Origin of the sequence: Herbaspirillum rhizosphaerae (assembly GCF_046025915.1) — a bacterium.
GTDB lineage: Bacteria > Pseudomonadota > Gammaproteobacteria > Burkholderiales > Burkholderiaceae_D > Herbaspirillum > Herbaspirillum rhizosphaerae_A.
Genome location: NZ_JAQQFR010000005.1, coordinates 277,173 through 292,960, shown reverse-complemented (window position 1 = coordinate 292,960; position 15,788 = coordinate 277,173). Strand labels below are relative to the sequence as shown.

The window sequence follows — 15,788 nt, the reverse complement described above, 5'->3', positions numbered from 1 at the left end:
CATCGAATACTCAGATGCCCTCTGTGACTAGCAATAAAACGTGTATGTGGGTTTAGTGTATAGCTTTATGCAGCCCTTGTAAATCATACACATCCAGCGCATTCAGGTGACGCATGCCCTCAACCGCAGCCTCTGCGCCGGCGATGGTCGTGAACGTTGTCACGCGCGCTGCCAGCGCCGAAGTACGGATCGCACCGGAGTCGGCAATCGCCGTACGCTTTTCTTCGACGGTATTGACCACGAGTGTGATTTCGTTGTTTTTGATCATGTCGACGATGTGCGGACGACCTTCCACAACCTTGTTCACGGTCGTGACAGGAATACCTGCAGCGCTGACGGCCGCAGCCGTGCCCTTGGTTGCAACGATGGAGAAGCCGAGACCGACCAGATCCTTCGCCACTTGCACGGCGCGCGGTTTGTCACTGCCCTTCACGCTCAGGAACACCTTGCCCGATGTCGGCAGCTTGACGCCGGCGCCCAGCTGCGACTTGACGAAAGCTTCACCGAAAGTCTTACCCACGCCCATGACTTCACCGGTCGACTTCATCTCAGGTCCGAGAATGGTGTCGACGCCCGGGAATTTTACGAACGGGAATACCGCTTCCTTGACGCTGAAGTAAGGCGGGATCACTTCGTTCTTGATGCCCTGGCTGTCCAGCGATTGGCCGACCATGCAACGTGCAGCGATCTTCGCCAGTTGCAGACCGGTTGCCTTGGAGACGAACGGCACGGTACGCGATGCGCGTGGGTTCACTTCCAGCACGAAGACGACGTCTTGCAACTTGCCGTCGACTTCAGTTTGCTGGATCGCAAACTGCACGTTCATCAGGCCGACCACGTTCAGGCCCTTCGCCATCAATGCGGTCTGGCGCTTCAGTTCGTCGATGGTTTCTTTCGCCAGCGAGTAAGGCGGCAGCGAGCAAGCCGAGTCGCCTGAGTGCACGCCGGCTTGTTCGATGTGTTCCATCACGCCGCCGATGAAGGTGCGCTCGCCGTCCGACAGGCAGTCGACGTCGACTTCGATCGCGTCGTTCAGGAAGCGGTCCAGCAACACCGGCGAGTCATGCGAAACCTTGACGGCTTCACGCATGTAACGCTCGAGGTCGCGTTGCTCGTGGACGATTTCCATCGCGCGGCCACCCAGCACGTAGGAAGGACGCACCACCAGCGGATAACCGATTTCCTGCGCCAGACGCAGCGCGTCGGCTTCGGTACGCGCGGTGCGATTCGGCGGTTGGCGCAGACCGAGGTCGTGCAGCAGCTTTTGGAAACGCTCGCGGTCTTCTGCGGCATCGATCATGTCTGGCGAAGTACCGACGATAGGTACGCCGTTGGCTTCCAGATCCAGCGCCAGCTTCAGCGGTGTCTGACCACCGTATTGCACGATGACGCCGTATGGTTTTTCCAGCGCGACGATTTCCAGCACATCTTCCAGCGTCAGCGATTCAAAATACAGACGGTCGGAGGTGTCGTAGTCGGTCGAAACAGTTTCCGGATTGCAGTTGACCATAATGGTTTCGTAGCCGTCTTCGCGCATTGCCAGCGCAGCGTGCACGCAGCAATAGTCGAATTCGATACCTTGGCCGATACGGTTTGGACCGCCGCCCAGCACCATGATCTTCTTCTTGTCGGTCGGCTTTGACTCGCACTCTTCTTCATACGTCGAGTACATGTAAGCAGTGTTGGTCGAGAATTCGCCGGCGCAGGTATCGACGCGCTTGTAGACCGGGCGGATATTCAACGCATGACGCTTCTCGCGCACGGCGGTGTCGGTGACCTTCAGCAGCTTGGCCAGGCGACGGTCAGCGAAACCCTTTTGCTTCAGCTTGTACAAGGTCGCCTTGTCCAGGCCTTCCAGTGTCTGGCCGTTTTCCAGCCACAGTTCGATGTCGACGATTTCCTTGATTTGCGACAGGAACCACGGATCGATGTGCGTCAGGCCATGCACTTCTTCCAGTGTGAAACCTTGCGCGAACGCATCACCCACGTACCAGATACGGTCAGGACCAGGCTCGCCCAGTTCTTCCTTGATGGTTTCGTGGTCGGTGGTCTTTTCGTTCATGCCATCGACGCCGACTTCCAGGCCGCGCAAGGCTTTCTGAAACGATTCCTGGAAGGTGCGACCGATCGCCATGACTTCACCGACCGACTTCATTTGCGTGGTCAGGTGGTTGTCGGCTTGCGGGAATTTTTCAAACGCAAAACGTGGGATCTTGGTGACGACGTAGTCGATCGACGGTTCGAACGATGCCGGGGTCGCGCCGCCGGTGATTTCGTTGCGCAGTTCGTCCAGCGTGAAACCAACCGCCAGCTTGGCGGCGATCTTGGCGATCGGGAAACCGGTCGCTTTGGAGGCCAATGCCGACGAACGCGAGACGCGCGGATTCATTTCGATGACGATCATGCGGCCGTCGGCCGGATTGACCGAGAACTGCACGTTGGAGCCGCCGGTGTCGACGCCGATTTCACGCAGCACCGCCAGCGAGGCGTTACGCATGATCTGGTATTCCTTGTCGGTCAGCGTTTGTGCCGGCGCGACGGTGATGGAGTCGCCGGTATGCACGCCCATCGGATCCAGGTTTTCGATCGAGCAGACGATGATGCAGTTGTCGGCCTTGTCGCGCACGACTTCCATCTCGTACTCTTTCCAACCGATCAGCGATTCTTCAATCAGCAGTTCGGTGGTCGGCGAAGCTTCCAGGCCGCGCTTGCAGATGGTTTCGAATTCTTCGGCGTTGTAGGCGATGCCGCCGCCGGTGCCGCCCATAGTGAACGATGGACGGATGATGACGGGGAAGCCCAGTTCCTTCTGCACCGCCCACGATTCTTCCAGCGTGTGCGCCACGCCAGAGCGCGCGGAACCCAGACCGATCTTGGTCATGGCGTCCTTGAACTTGGAGCGGTCTTCAGCCTTGTCGATGGCTTCCGGCGAGGCACCGATCAGTTCGCACTTGTACTTTTCCAGCACGCCGTTGCGGTGCAGGTCCAGCGCGCAGTTCAGCGCAGTCTGGCCACCCATGGTCGGCAGGATCGCGTCCGGCTTTTCCTTGGCGATGATGCGTTCCACAACTTGCCAGGTAATCGGCTCGATGTAGGTGACGTCCGCCATTTCAGGATCGGTCATGATGGTCGCAGGATTGCTGTTGACCAGGATGACTTTGTAGCCTTCTTCACGCAGTGCCTTACAGGCTTGCGCACCGGAATAGTCGAATTCGCAGGCCTGACCGATGATGATCGGACCAGCGCCGATGATCAGGATGCTTTTAATGTCGTTACGCTTAGGCATGTTTCTTTTTCTCCATCATCGCCACAAATTTATCGAACAGGGGGGCGATGTCATGCGGCCCGGGCGATGCTTCGGGGTGGCCCTGGAAGCAGAACGCAGGCTTATCGGTACGGGCAAAACCTTGCAGCGAGCCATCGAACAGCGACACGTGCGTGACGCGGCAGTTGGCCGGCAGTGTCGCGGCATCAACAGCGAAACCGTGGTTTTGCGAAGTGATCAGCACTTGCTTGGTGTCCAGATCCTGCACCGGATGGTTCGCGCCATGGTGACCGAACTTCATCTTCAGTGTCTTGGCGCCGGAGGCCAGCGCCATGATCTGGTGGCCGAGGCAGATGCCGAAAGTCGGAATACCGCGCTCGATCAGCTCCTTCGACGCAGCAATCGCGTAATCGCATGGCTCCGGATCGCCGGGACCATTCGACAGGAAGATGCCGTCCGGATTCAGGGCCAGCGCTTCAGCGGCAGTTGCCTGCGCCGGCAGCACGGTGACCTTGCAACCGCGCTCAGCCAGCATGCGCAGGATGTTGTACTTGACGCCGTAGTCGAACGCGACGACGTGGAATTTCGGCGTGATTTGCTGACCGTAACCGCGACCCAGCTTCCACTCGGTCTCGGTCCAGTTGTAGGATTGCTTGGTCGACACGACCTTGGCCAGGTCCATGCCTGCCAGTCCCGGGAAACCGCGCGCCAGTTCCAGCGCCTTGGCGGTTGCCGCTTCGATGTTCGTGTCACCGGCGACGATGGCGCCGCCTTGCGCACCCTTTTCGCGCAGGATGCGGGTCAGCTTGCGCGTGTCGATATCGGCAATGGCCACAATGTTGCTGGCTTGCAGGTATTCGGTCAGTGTTTGCTTGGTGCGGAAATTGGAGGTCAGACGCGGCAGATCTTTGATGATCAGGCCGGCAGCGTGAATCTGCGAGGCTTCGACATCTTCGGGATTGACGCCGGTATTGCCGATATGCGGGTAAGTCAGTGTGACGATCTGTTGGCTGTAGCTGGGATCGGTCAGAATTTCCTGGTAGCCGGTCATGGCGGTGTTGAAAACCACCTCACCAGTCGTGTTACCGGCAGCGCCGATCGAAACACCAAGAAAAACGGACCCGTCTGCTAGCGCGAGGATGGCCGGAACGGTAGGGCCAGAAAGAAGAGGCAGCAAGGGTAACTCCTGAGATTGTTACCGCCGCTGGCCTGACCAGATCGTGTTGCTGGGATCAGCACTCGATTCTCAGTACCCAACCGGCGACCGGCGCAAACGCCCCGTTTTGAAGCACGTGGGGTGGTTGTTTGGTCTGCTGGGACGAGGTGAAGGATTCGGTATGCGCTACGGCGGAATTTAAATTAGCTAAACCGCTCGATTATAGCGCAAAATGCGCCCCCCAGCAAATCCTAAGATTGCCGGAAGGCGCATTTCAAGACTTTGCCGGTTAGCAAAAACCGGCTAAAAATCAATTAATTAGCGTCAGATCAGACGATTACAGACCCAAAGCAGCAATACCTGCCTTGGCAATCTGCACGTCTTCCGACGACTTCACGCCCGACACGCCGACGGCGCCGACATATTGGCCGTCAACAACGATAGGCACGCCGCCCTCCAACAGACCATCCAGCTCCGGTGCGCACAGGAATGCGACACGGCCGTTGTTGATCATGTCTTCATAAATCTTGGTTTCGCGACGACCCAGCGCAGCGGTCTTGGCCTTGGCCGGAGCGATATGCGAAGAAGCCGGTGCAGCGCCGTCCAGACGTTGCAACCACAGCAAATGACCACCATCGTCGACGATGGAGATGACAACTGCCCAGTTATTAGCCTTGGCTTCAGCTTCGGCGCCGGCAGCGATTTTTTTCAGGTCGTCGAGGGTCAGGTACGGTTTCGTTTGCATGATGCTCCCAAATGTCTCAAGTAAAAAAGAATGCTGATTGTAAGGCGAGAATGCCCCGCTGGCACAAAATATGCAAAACCTCGGGCATTGCGCCCTAAATGAGGGCATCGTCCTACACGCGTAAGGCATTGACTTTATTACAATTTTTGTAGGAAACCACGAAATAAGCTTTTGACATTGTCGATGAAATTGTTTACATTCCAGCAGTCATACCGATAGGGAAATGTCTTGATGACAACACGCAGCGCTGCAAAAACCAACCGATACCGACGTCACCTCGCAAAAGCATGCGTGCTGGCTGCCGGGTTCTGGTTCTGCAGTACCGCCTGGAGCATCGAACTCCCTATCCAGCAGATCCCTCAGATTCAGCAATCTCAGCAAGACCCTCTTCCTCCCGGCAAAGCGACCATCGCTCTCGCCAAACTGCACGACATCACCAACCGCGCTTCCGAACTAGCTGTCCAGGCATTAAGCATGCTCGGCATCAACTATCGTTACGGCGGCACCTCACCGGAAACCGGCCTGGATTGCAGCGGCCTGGTGCGTTATGTTTTCAAGGAAGCGTTGGGCACTGACTTGCCGCGTACATCGGCTGAAATCAGCCGCGTCGGCGAAAAGGTCGACAAAGTCGACCTGCGTCCCGGTGACCTGGTGTTCTACAACACCCTGCGCCGCGGCTTTTCGCATGTCGGCATTTATCTGGGCGACAGCAAATTCATCCACTCGCCATCCGCCGGCGGACAAGTGCGCATCGAAGACATGGATGTCGCCTACTGGAAAAAGCGCTTTAATGGTGCACGCCGCATCTCTGCAACTGCAGAAGATCAGCAATAAGCATTTCATAAGGAGTCCAGGATTGTGACTCCTGCGCTCTCCCCAGATTCAACCAGCGCTTCTTCTTATTAGTAGTACTGGCTCCGAACCGCCTTAAAACTCATCCCTGAATACCTGGCGAGCTCTGGCGCATCGTTAAATGCCGCAAAGCGTTGCCGCACACACATCAGCATCAGTTTCCGCCCTTAGCCTTCAACTTAGCCTTCAGCTCCGGCATGATCTTCATCGCCGCCTGCTCGCCCGCAAGAATTGCAAGATTACGTCCGGCAAAGTCACTGCCCTTCATCGCCCCCAAGCCCGGCTGGATCACAATGTCGGCGTCCTTCAATTCATAGTAATTGATACTCTGCCCCATGATGGCGAAGGTTTGCAGCATCACGTCGACAGAACTCGATGACGCCTGCGCCTCCGGTTGTGCAGAAATATTTACCGCAATCACGAAGTCCGCACCCATCTCGCGCGCAAAATGCACCGGCACCGGCGCCACCAGTCCGCCGTCCACATAATAGTGATCGCCGATCTTCACCGACTGGAACACACCCGGTACGGCGGACGACGCACGCACCGCAATGCCGGCGTTTCCTCGGCGAAACAGAATCGGCTGACCAGTCTTCAAATCCGTCGCCACCGCGCCGAATGGAATCTTGAATTTTTCGATCGGCAGATTGTTGACGGAGCGATTCACATACGTCTGCACGCCCTCGCCCTTCAACACACCGCTCACCTTGGAGAAAAACGGCACCGACCAATCGGAAATAGTTGCCTCGTCCATATCCAGCGCCAGCTTTTGCAAAGCAAAGCCATTATTGCCTGCCGCATACAAAGCACCGACCAGGCTACCTGCGCTGGTTCCAACGACGATATCAGGCACGATGCCTTGCGACTCCAGCGCCTTGATCACGCCCACGTGCGCAAAGCCGCGCGCAGCACCGCCACCCAAGGCCAGAGCAATACGCGGCTTCTGCGGCGGTTTAGTCGGTGCGGTAACCGGCGTCACCGGAGACGTCTCGACCGGAGCGGCCGACTTGGACGGCATGAGGCTGTTGCAAGCAGCCAGAAGAGAAAGGGAAAGTACGGCGACGACGCGATGTAAAACAGACATGTTTTCGAGAGCAGAGAATCTCAGCCCGAACGGGCGCAGCCATTTTAGCTTAAACGCCCGCCCGGCCCAGACCTTGATTTGGAAACAATCACTCGTTCCAGCCGCCGCCCAGCACCTTGTACAAGGTGATGCGATTGCTTTGCTCAGTCAGGCGCAAAGCGATCAGCGTCTGTTGCGCGCTGTAGAGGGATCGCTGCGACACCAGCGCAGAAAGATAGCTGTCGATGCCATTGCGATAGCGCGCATCCGACAACCTGTAGCTCTTCTCGTTGGCGGCAGTGACCTTTTGTTGCGCATCCAGACGCTGATCCAGTGTGCTGCGCTCGGCCAATGCATTCGCCACTTCTTCGAAAGCGGTCTGAATCGTCTTCTCATACGTTGCCACGTCGATATCGCGCGTGATCTTCGCTGCATCCAGACTGGCCCGATTGCTGCCGGCGTTGAAAATCGGCAGATTGATCGATGGCGCAAAACTCCACGATCCGCTGCCGGCATTGAACAAGCCGCCCAGGCTGCGACTGGCCGTACCGCCATTGGCCGTCAGGCTGATACTCGGGAAAAATGCTGCACGCGCCGCACCAATGTCGGCGTGTGCGCCGATCAATGTGTGCTCCGCCGCCAAGACATCAGGACGGCGCAACAAGACTTCCGAAGGCAGTGCCGCCGGCGTTCCCAATAAAGTCGAAGCCGTGTCCGGCAGACGATCCGGCAAAAGACGTGATTCAAGCGTCGCGCCCACCAGCAGATTCAAGGCATTAGCGTCTTGCGCTACCAGGCTGGTATAACGGCCGACATCGGCACGCGCTGATTCCATACTGGCTTCCTGACTCGCCAGATCAACGCCGGACGCGGTACCGATCTCGTGAGAGCGCTTGCCCAGTTCATAGGTGCGACTCAGACTCGTGAACGTGTTCTGCGCCAGTTGCAACAGCTCACGATCCGACGCCAGCGTCAGCCACGCCGTCGCCACTTCAGCGACCAGGCTGATATGCGTGCTGCGGCGGGTCTCGACCTGATATTTGTAGGTCTCCAACGCAGCGTCGCTCAGATTCTTCAGTCTGCCGAAAAAATCCAGCTCGTAGGCACTCACTCCCAGCGTGGCGCTGTACTGCCGTGAAGTAGTCGCATTTCCCGAAGTTGACAGTGATGCCGGCGTACGGCTTGCGGTGCCCGTACCCGTGGCGCTGACCGCTGGATAGCGATCAGCGTCAGTGATCCGATATTGCGCGCGCGCCTTTTCGATATTGAGTGCGGCAACGCGTAAGTCACGGTTGTTTTGCAGCGCCAGCGCAATCACCTCGCGCAAGCGTTCGTCGATGAAGAAACTGCGCCAGCCGATGTCGTCGGCATTGGCCGTGCTGCCTTGTGCAGCGACCAGGTTCTTGCCATCTACGGTCTGCGTCCAATTGCCGGCGACCGGCGCTGCCGGTTGCTGATATTGCGGCGCCAGATTGACGCAGCCACCCAACAGCATCGCCGCCAACAATACCGACGTCAGTGCCGGAATGGATCGAGCGGATTGCCGCGATGCGGTCTTCTGATTCGTCTTGATGCGCATCACACGCCTTCCTTTCCATCCATAGTCGACTCTGCGCTTCTCTTCTTTTCTGCGTTGGCTTTGCGCTTGTCCATCAAGGTGCCGATCAGGTAATAAAACAACGGCACGAAGAAGATCCCGAGTATCGTCGCCGACAGCATGCCGCCCAGCACGCCGGTACCGATAGCACGACGGCTGGCGGAACCCGCGCCGCTCGCAATCGCCAGCGGCAATACACCGAACATGAACGCCAGCGACGTCATCAGGATCGGACGCAAACGCAACTGCACCGCTTCCAATGTGGCATCCCACAGGGACTTTCCGGATTCATGCAATTGCTTGGCGAACTCGACAATCAGAATCGCGTTCTTCGCCGACAAGCCAACCGTGGTCAGCAAGCCGACCTGGAAATACACGTCGTTGGACATGCCCAGTACACCTGTGAGCAACACCGTCCCGATAATCCCCAGCGGCACCGCCAGAATCACCGCAAACGGCACCGACCAGCTTTCATACAGCGCCGCCAGACACAAGAATACGAACAGAATGGAAATCGCATACAGCATCGGCGCCTGGTTGCCGGAGAGCCTTTCCTGATAGGACGAACCGGTCCATTCGTAGCCGACGCCCGCCGGCAGTTGCGCGGCGATGTTCTGCACTTCCGTCATGGCGTCACCCGAGCTCACACCCGCTGCCGGTTCGCCGACGATTTCAAATGACGACACGCCGTTGTAACGCTCCAGCAGCGACGGGCCGAAACTCCACCTGCTGGTCGTGAACGCCGTGAACGGCACCATCTGGCTGGCAGAATTGCGCACATACCATTTGTTCAGATCCTCGGTCTGCATGCGGAACTGTGCATCGCCCTGCACATACACTTTCTTCACGCGCCCGTTGTTGAGGAAGTCATTCACGTAAGTGCCACCCATCGCCGTCGCCATCGTGGCGTTGACGTCGCTGGTGGAAATGCTGAGCGCATCCGCCTTGCGGTCGTCGATGCTGACCTTGAGCTGTGGTGTATCGTCCAGACCGGTCGTGCGCACGTTGGCCAGACGAGGATTCTGCCGCGCCAGTTGCAGGAACTGATCGCGCGCCTTGACCAACGCGTCATGGCCGACACCGCCCACGTCCTTGATCTCAAAATCGAAACCTGCGCTCTGCCCCAACCCACGCACGGCCGGAGGACTCATCAGAAACACCCGCGCGCCGCGGATCTTGCCGAGATCGGCGTTGGCCTGCCGCACCAGCTCAGCAGCCGAATTGCCGGTGCCGGTACGTTCACTCCAATCCTTGAGCTTGATGAAGGCACGTGCACCGTTCTGACTATTGCCGCCGACGCCGGAGCCGACGATCGCCAGCACGGACTCAACCACGTCCGGTTTGTTGAGGAAGTAGTCTTGCAAGGTTGCCACGACCGCGCTGGTCTGCTCCATGGTCGCACCGGTCGGCAGTTGAACCTGCGCCATCAACACACCCTGATCTTCTTCCGGCAGGAAGGAAGTCGGCAGGCGTACAAACAACACGCCCATTGCCACCACCACCAAGGCATAGGCCAGCAGACCGCGCTTACCGCGCGAGAGAAGACCGCCGACGCCGGAACGATAGCGCCCGGCACTACGGTCGAAGGTGCGATTGAACCAGGTGAAGAAACGTCCTTGCTTGGCACCATGTGAGCCAGGCTCATGCGGCTTGAGCAGCGACGCACACAAGGCCGGCGTCAGTGTCAACGCCACCAGCACCGACAAGCTCATGGCCGCGACGATGGTGATCGAGAACTGACGGTAGATCACACCAGTCGAGCCGCCGAAGAATGCCATCGGCACAAACACGCCCGACAACACCAGCGCGATACCGACCAGCGCGCCGGTAATTTCTTTCATCGATTTGCGCGTGGCTTCCTTGGCGCTGAGTTTCTCTTCGCTCATCAGTCGCTCGACGTTCTCTACCACCACGATGGCATCGTCCACCAGCAGACCGATCGCCAGCACCATGCCGAACATGGTGAGCGTATTGATCGAATAGCCGAAGATCGCCAGCACGCCGAAGGTACCCAGCAACACTACCGGCACGGTGATGGTCGGGATGAAGGTAGCGCGGATGTTTTGCAGGAACAGATACATGATCAGCACCACCAGCACAACCGCTTCAATCAGCGTCTTCACAACCTCTTCCAGCGACACGCGCACGAAGGGCGTGGTGTCGTAAGCGATGCTGCTCTTGAGCTTCATCGATGCAGGAAAGTACGGCTCCAGTTCGGCCATCTTGGCCTGAACGGCTTTGGACGTCGCCAGCGCATTGGCGCCGGTCGCCAGCTGGATAGCGAGCGCAGACGAGGGCTTGCCATTTTGTTGCGACGATACCTGGTAGCTCTCGCCACCCAGTTCCACACGCGCTACGTCAGAGAGTTTCACCAGCGAGCCATCGCTGGATGACTTGACGATGATGTTGCGGAACTCATCCGGCGTGGTCAGCTTGCTGCGCGCCGTGATAGTCGCGTTGATCTGCTGGCCGGGCACGGCCGGCAAGGCACCGATTTCGCCGGCGGAGACTTCGGTGTTCTGCGCTTCCAATGCCGCGGTAACGTCAGACGGCATCAGTGCATATTTCTGCAACTTCGCCGGATCGAGCCAGATGCGCATCGCATAGTTGGTGCCGAAGGCGCTGACATCGCCCACGCCTTCCACGCGGCTGATCTGATCCGTCAGCGTGCTGCTGATGAAGTCGCCGATGTCGGTCGCGGTCACACGCGGATCACCCGAGGTCAGCGAGATCACCATCAGGATATCGGTGGATGCTTTGGTGACCGTCACACCGTTGTTCTGCACGGCTTGCGGCAGACGCGCGGTCACTTGCTGCAGCTTGTTCTGTACCTGCATTTGCGCGACGTCGGGATTGGTGCCGGCAGTAAAGGTCAGCGTGACCTTGGCGCTGCCGGCAGAGCTGGAGCTGGCCGACATGTATTGCAGATTGTCGAGGCCCTTCATCTGCTGTTCGATCACCTGCGTGACCGAGTCTTCCAGCGTCTTGGCGGAAGCGCCGGTATAGGTGGCGCTGATGTTGACTTTGGGCGGAGCGATATCGGGATACTGCTCCAGCGAGAGATTGCTGATCGACAGCAATCCACCCAGCATGATCACAATGGCGATGACCCACGCAAAGATGGGCCGGTCAATAAAGAAACGTGCCATGTGCGCCCCTTACTTCGCTGCCGCGGCTGCGGCAGGAGTCGTTGCGGCAGGAGTCGTTGCTGCAGGAGTCGTTGCTGCAGGAGTCGCTGCAACTGGAGCCACAGGAGCCGGAGAAGTTGCCGCACCGCTCTTCGCCGCATTGAGCGTGTCGCTCATGTCGATGCCGCGCGGCACGTCGCCGTTGCGCACCTTTTGCAAGCCGTCGACGATCAGCTTGTCGCCTGCCTTGAGGCCTGCACTGATCCACCAGCTGTTGCCGATGGCGCGCTCCACGGTGAGGATGCGCTGCTCGACCTTGCCGCCTTCGCCCAGCACCAGCGCAGTGGCCGTACCGGTGGCGTCGCGGCTGACGGCCTTCTGCGGCACCAGCATGGCATTGTCGCTGACACCTTCTTCCAACACGGCGCGCACATACGCACCCGGCAACAGAATGCCTTCCGGGTTAGGCACGACTGCGCGCAAGGTAATCATGCCGGTGCCGGTATCGACGCTGACGCCGTTGAACTCCAGCTTGCCTTGTTGCGCGTAGGTGGAGCCGTCTTCCAGCAGGATCTTCACTGGCGCCGCGTTCTCTCCGTTCTTCCTGATCTTGCCGCTGGCAAGTTCCTTGCGCAGACGCAGCAAGTCAACGCTGGATTGCGTGACGTCGACATAAATGGGATCAAGCTGCTGCACCGTCGTCAGCGCCGTGGTCTGCTGCGCCACCACCAGCGCACCCGGCGTCACAGTGGATTTTTCGATGCGGCCGGAGATCGGCGACATGATGCGCGTGTAATCGAGGTTGATGGCGGCGCTCTTCACTGCGGCGCGCTGCACTTCGACGTCGGCCTGATTCTGGCGCAGCGTGCTCTGCACATCGTCGTTGTCCTGCTTGCTGACGGCATCGATCTTGTCGAGCTCGGCATAGCGCAGCGCTTTCAACTTCGATGAGTTGAGCGTCGCTTCGGCTTTCAGCAGCGATGCCTTGGCGCTGTCATAGGCGGCCTGATAACTGGCCGGATCGATCTGATACAAGGCCTGGCCTTGTTTGACAGTCGAACCTTCCTTGAACAGGCGTTTCTGGATGATGCCGCCGATCTGCGGACGGATATCCGCAGTCAGATAAGCAGTGGTGCGGCCCGGCAACTCGGTGGACAAGGCCTGGCGCTGCGGTTGAACCACGATGTAGCCGACCTCGGGCGTGCCGGCCGTCGGTTTGTCGGCCGTCTTGGAGCAGGCGGCCAGCGCCAGCATGATGGCCGCGCCACAGACTGCCAGGCGCAGCGGACGCACGAATAAAGAACGGGGTGCAGATAGAGCAATTTGTTTGTTTTCTGGATGCATCGGAGACTTTCAGCCCGTCTCCGCCTTATCAAGAAGGCATCGTCCGGGCGCAATGAGCTATCGGACTTGCCATCATAAAAATCAATTGTGGAGGAAATATGAGGAAAGTGAGGATTGCAAAATATCGCCACTGACAGCCGTGAACTTGCTACCCTAGCAGCTTGTCCCGGCTAGCGACGCGCGTGCGCTACCCCACTTTTTCATTGTGCTCAAGCTCATGTCCTCTACCGCCTCCGGCATCTACCAGCGCTTCTTTGCGCGAGCCAGTATTCGCCTCAAGTTGTTCTACGCCATGCTGGCGGTAATCGTGGTGATCATTCTGGCCATGGGCGGTACTGCGCGCTACATTTTCAACCGCGACTTCCTCGGCTATCTGAACGAGCAAAGCCAGGATCGCATGGAAGCCCTGATGCCGCGCATCGAAGAAGCCTATCGCGCCAACGGCAGCTGGGATTTCATCAGCAACAATCCGCGCGCGTGGTTTGACCTGTTGCGTCCCATCATCGTCGATCACGACGATGCCATTACCATCACAGCCGCCCTGCCCAAGAATGCCGACACCAAACACATGCCGTCGCAGTCAGATCTGACCGGCGTGCCGATGCGGTTTTCCTTGCTCGACGCCCAGCGTAAACTGGTGATTGGCAATCCTTATATCGGTCCGGATGCGCGCATACGCCCGGTCATGCGCGACAGCGAAATCGTCGGCTGGGTCGCCCAGACACCATTTCAGAACGTCATCGGCTCGGCCGACCTGCGCTTCCAGCACAGCCAGCTCGTGGCGCATCTGCTGATCGGTCTGGTTGCGCTGATGCTGGTCGGCCTGATCGTCATGCGCATTTCCGGCGTGCTGCTCAAACCGCTGGTGCGAGTAGCACGCGCCACGCACAAACTGGCCGGCGGCGACTACACCATCCGCGTCGCCGTCGATACCGAGGACGAAGTCGGCCGCCTCGCCAGCGATTTCAATCAGTTGGCCATGACGCTGGAGCGCAACGAAAAACTGCGCCGCGAGTTCATGGCCGATGTCTCGCATGAACTGCGCACGCCTCTCGGCATCCTCAACGGCCAGCTCGAAGCGGTGCAGGACGGTTTACTGCAACCGGACGAATCCACTATCCGCTCACTCAAGAGCGAGGTGACGCATCTGAACAAATTGGTCAACGATCTCTACGACTTGTCGCTGGCCGATGCCGGCGCACTCACGTATCGCAAGACCGACATCGACCTTGCACTGCTGCTGCGTACGACCATGCAAAGCTACGAGGACATGTTCCGCAAGCGCGGCCTGAACTTGCAAGCGGACGCATTTCCCGATGTCATGCCGGTGCATGCCGACGCCGGTCGCCTGCAACAGTTATTCAATAACCTGTTTGAAAACAGTCTGCGCTACACGGATGCTCACAGCGATGCCAACAATGGCATTGGTCAGTTAGCGCTCAGTTGCCGGCGCGATCAGCAACACTGGATCGTGCAGCTCGACGACAGCGCACCGGGTGTCGATGCCGCTGCATTAGATCGCCTGTTCGAACGTTTCTATCGCGTCGAAGCGTCGCGCAATCGTGCCAGCGGCGGCGCCGGTCTTGGCCTCGCGATTTGCCGCCGCATCGTCGACGCGCATCAGGGCAGCATCCGCGCTGAAGCATCGCCGCTGGGCGGTTTGCGCGTGACCGTCAGATTGCCAGTCCATGAAGGCGGAATCGCAGAAGGGAACCCGGCATGAGCACGCCTGCCTTTCAGTTCGAAGCGCCCAAGGCAGCCGACATCCTCATCGTGGAGGACGAACCCAAACTGGCGGAGCTACTGCAAAAATATCTCGCTGCCGCCGGCTACACCTCACGGCACGTCGCGCATGGCGACGACGCCGTGCCGCAGGTACAGGCACAAAAACCGGATCTGGTGCTGCTCGACATCATGCTGCCCGGCCGTGATGGCTGGCAGATCTGTCAGGAGCTGCGGCGTTTCAGCGACGTGCCGATTCTGATGCTCACCGCACGTGCAGAAGAGGAAGACCGTTTGCGCGGTCTGGAACTGGGTGCGGACGATTACATCAGCAAGACGCCGTTCAGCCCGCGTGAAATTGTGGCGCGCGTCAAAGCCATGCTGCGCCGCAGCCGCCGCGAACAGGAAGTTTCCACGGAAGGCAGCGACGACAACGCGGCATTTTCATCGTCGCCCCTGCAGATTGATGACGCACGCCATCAGGCCAGCATCAATGGTGCGCCCGTCAACCTGACGCCGCTGGAGTTTCGCCTGCTCAAAGCATTCGCAGCTGCACCGGGTCAGGTTTTTTCACGCGACCAGTTGCTCAACCATGTCCATGACGAATACCGCTCCGTCACCGACCGCGCCATCGATACCCACATCAAGAATCTGCGGCGCAAACTCGAACCATTCTTCCCCGGCCACAACGCGATTCAGGCCATTTATGGCGTCGGCTACGTATTTGAGCTGCCACCCGCAGACACGCTGGCGTAAGCGCAGCTCTTAACTTCTCCATTCCCTTCTTATTGCCGTCTTATTACCTTCCCCTGCCTGCAACACCCCGTCCAGCCTGATTGCATGACATTCGCACAGGCATGTATAATTGAGAATAGTTCTTATTTAATAAGATTGTTTTCTGAACAGACAAGCCGGG

General features: G+C 58.6%; 10 protein-coding genes. 3 read left to right on the top strand and 7 right to left on the bottom strand.

Going from position 1 to position 15,788, the window contains the following annotated elements; all coding sequences use genetic code 11:
* Positions 1-52 precede the first annotated feature (52 nt).
* From carB to PQR63_RS10005, 3 genes are all read right to left on the bottom strand, one after another.
* Positions 53-3,286, bottom strand: coding sequence for a carbamoyl-phosphate synthase large subunit (carB, locus tag PQR63_RS10015; RefSeq protein WP_408167716.1), 3,234 nt, complete (start codon positions 3,284-3,286; stop codon positions 53-55).
* Positions 3,279-4,442, bottom strand: coding sequence for a glutamine-hydrolyzing carbamoyl-phosphate synthase small subunit (carA, locus tag PQR63_RS10010; RefSeq protein WP_408167714.1), 1,164 nt, complete (start codon positions 4,440-4,442; stop codon positions 3,279-3,281). The genes carB and carA overlap by 8 nt, the downstream gene beginning before the upstream one ends.
* 316 nt (positions 4,443-4,758) lie before the next feature.
* Positions 4,759-5,166, bottom strand: a complete 408-nt coding sequence (locus PQR63_RS10005) for a GlcG/HbpS family heme-binding protein (RefSeq protein WP_094563024.1) — start codon at positions 5,164-5,166, stop codon at positions 4,759-4,761.
* A gap of 231 nt (positions 5,167-5,397) precedes the next feature.
* Between PQR63_RS10005 and PQR63_RS10000 the strand changes: the two genes are divergently transcribed.
* Positions 5,398-6,000 carry a C40 family peptidase gene (locus PQR63_RS10000; protein ID WP_408167712.1) on the top strand — a complete coding sequence of 201 codons (603 nt, stop codon included), beginning with the start codon at positions 5,398-5,400 and terminating at the stop codon, positions 5,998-6,000.
* Positions 6,001-6,172: 172 nt separating this feature from the next.
* Here PQR63_RS10000 and PQR63_RS09995 read toward each other — a convergent pair whose 3' ends face one another.
* The 4 genes from PQR63_RS09995 to PQR63_RS09980 form a co-directional block, all read right to left on the bottom strand.
* Positions 6,173-7,036, bottom strand: a complete 864-nt coding sequence (locus PQR63_RS09995; protein ID WP_408167789.1) for a patatin-like phospholipase family protein — start codon at positions 7,034-7,036, stop codon at positions 6,173-6,175.
* Between the two features lie 154 nt (positions 7,037-7,190).
* Positions 7,191-8,660: an efflux transporter outer membrane subunit gene (locus tag PQR63_RS09990; protein ID WP_408167711.1), complete on the bottom strand. Its 1,470-nt coding sequence runs from the start codon at positions 8,658-8,660 to the stop codon at positions 7,191-7,193.
* Positions 8,660-11,827, bottom strand: a complete 3,168-nt coding sequence (locus tag PQR63_RS09985) for an efflux RND transporter permease subunit (protein WP_408167710.1) — start codon at positions 11,825-11,827, stop codon at positions 8,660-8,662. The genes PQR63_RS09990 and PQR63_RS09985 overlap by 1 nt, the downstream gene beginning before the upstream one ends.
* Before the next feature lie 9 nt (positions 11,828-11,836).
* A complete protein-coding gene (locus tag PQR63_RS09980; protein ID WP_408167709.1) occupies positions 11,837-13,150 on the bottom strand; it encodes an efflux RND transporter periplasmic adaptor subunit in 1,314 nt (437 codons plus the stop codon).
* A 217-nt stretch (positions 13,151-13,367) separates the two neighbouring features.
* On the opposite strand from PQR63_RS09980, the gene PQR63_RS09975 reads away from it, so the two are divergent.
* Both PQR63_RS09975 and PQR63_RS09970 read left to right on the top strand, forming a co-directional pair.
* Positions 13,368-14,873, top strand: coding sequence for an ATP-binding protein (locus PQR63_RS09975; RefSeq protein WP_408167708.1), 1,506 nt, complete (start codon positions 13,368-13,370; stop codon positions 14,871-14,873).
* Positions 14,870-15,628 (top strand): response regulator, encoded by a 759-nt coding sequence (locus tag PQR63_RS09970; protein WP_408167707.1) that lies wholly within the window; start codon positions 14,870-14,872, stop codon positions 15,626-15,628. Before PQR63_RS09975 ends, PQR63_RS09970 begins: the two co-directional genes overlap by 4 nt.
* The last annotated feature ends 160 nt before the right edge of the window (positions 15,629-15,788 follow it).

Excerpts from the sequence above, each read along its gene's own strand:
- carB (WP_408167716.1), bottom strand. The coding sequence starts at position 3,286 with ATGCCTAAGCGTAACGACATTAAAAGCATCCTGATCATCGGCGCTGGT.
- PQR63_RS10005 (WP_094563024.1), bottom strand. The coding sequence starts at position 5,166 with ATGCAAACGAAACCGTACCTGACCCTCGACGACCTGAAAAAAATCGCT.
- PQR63_RS10000 (WP_408167712.1), top strand. The coding sequence starts at position 5,398 with ATGACAACACGCAGCGCTGCAAAAACCAACCGATACCGACGTCACCTC.
- PQR63_RS09995 (WP_408167789.1), bottom strand. The coding sequence starts at position 7,036 with ATGCCGTCCAAGTCGGCCGCTCCGGTCGAGACGTCTCCGGTGACGCCG.
- PQR63_RS09990 (WP_408167711.1), bottom strand. The coding sequence starts at position 8,660 with ATGCGCATCAAGACGAATCAGAAGACCGCATCGCGGCAATCCGCTCGA.
- PQR63_RS09985 (WP_408167710.1), bottom strand. The coding sequence starts at position 11,827 with ATGGCACGTTTCTTTATTGACCGGCCCATCTTTGCGTGGGTCATCGCC.
- PQR63_RS09980 (WP_408167709.1), bottom strand. The coding sequence starts at position 13,150 with ATGCATCCAGAAAACAAACAAATTGCTCTATCTGCACCCCGTTCTTTA.
- PQR63_RS09975 (WP_408167708.1), top strand. The coding sequence starts at position 13,368 with ATGTCCTCTACCGCCTCCGGCATCTACCAGCGCTTCTTTGCGCGAGCC.
- PQR63_RS09970 (WP_408167707.1), top strand. The coding sequence starts at position 14,870 with ATGAGCACGCCTGCCTTTCAGTTCGAAGCGCCCAAGGCAGCCGACATC.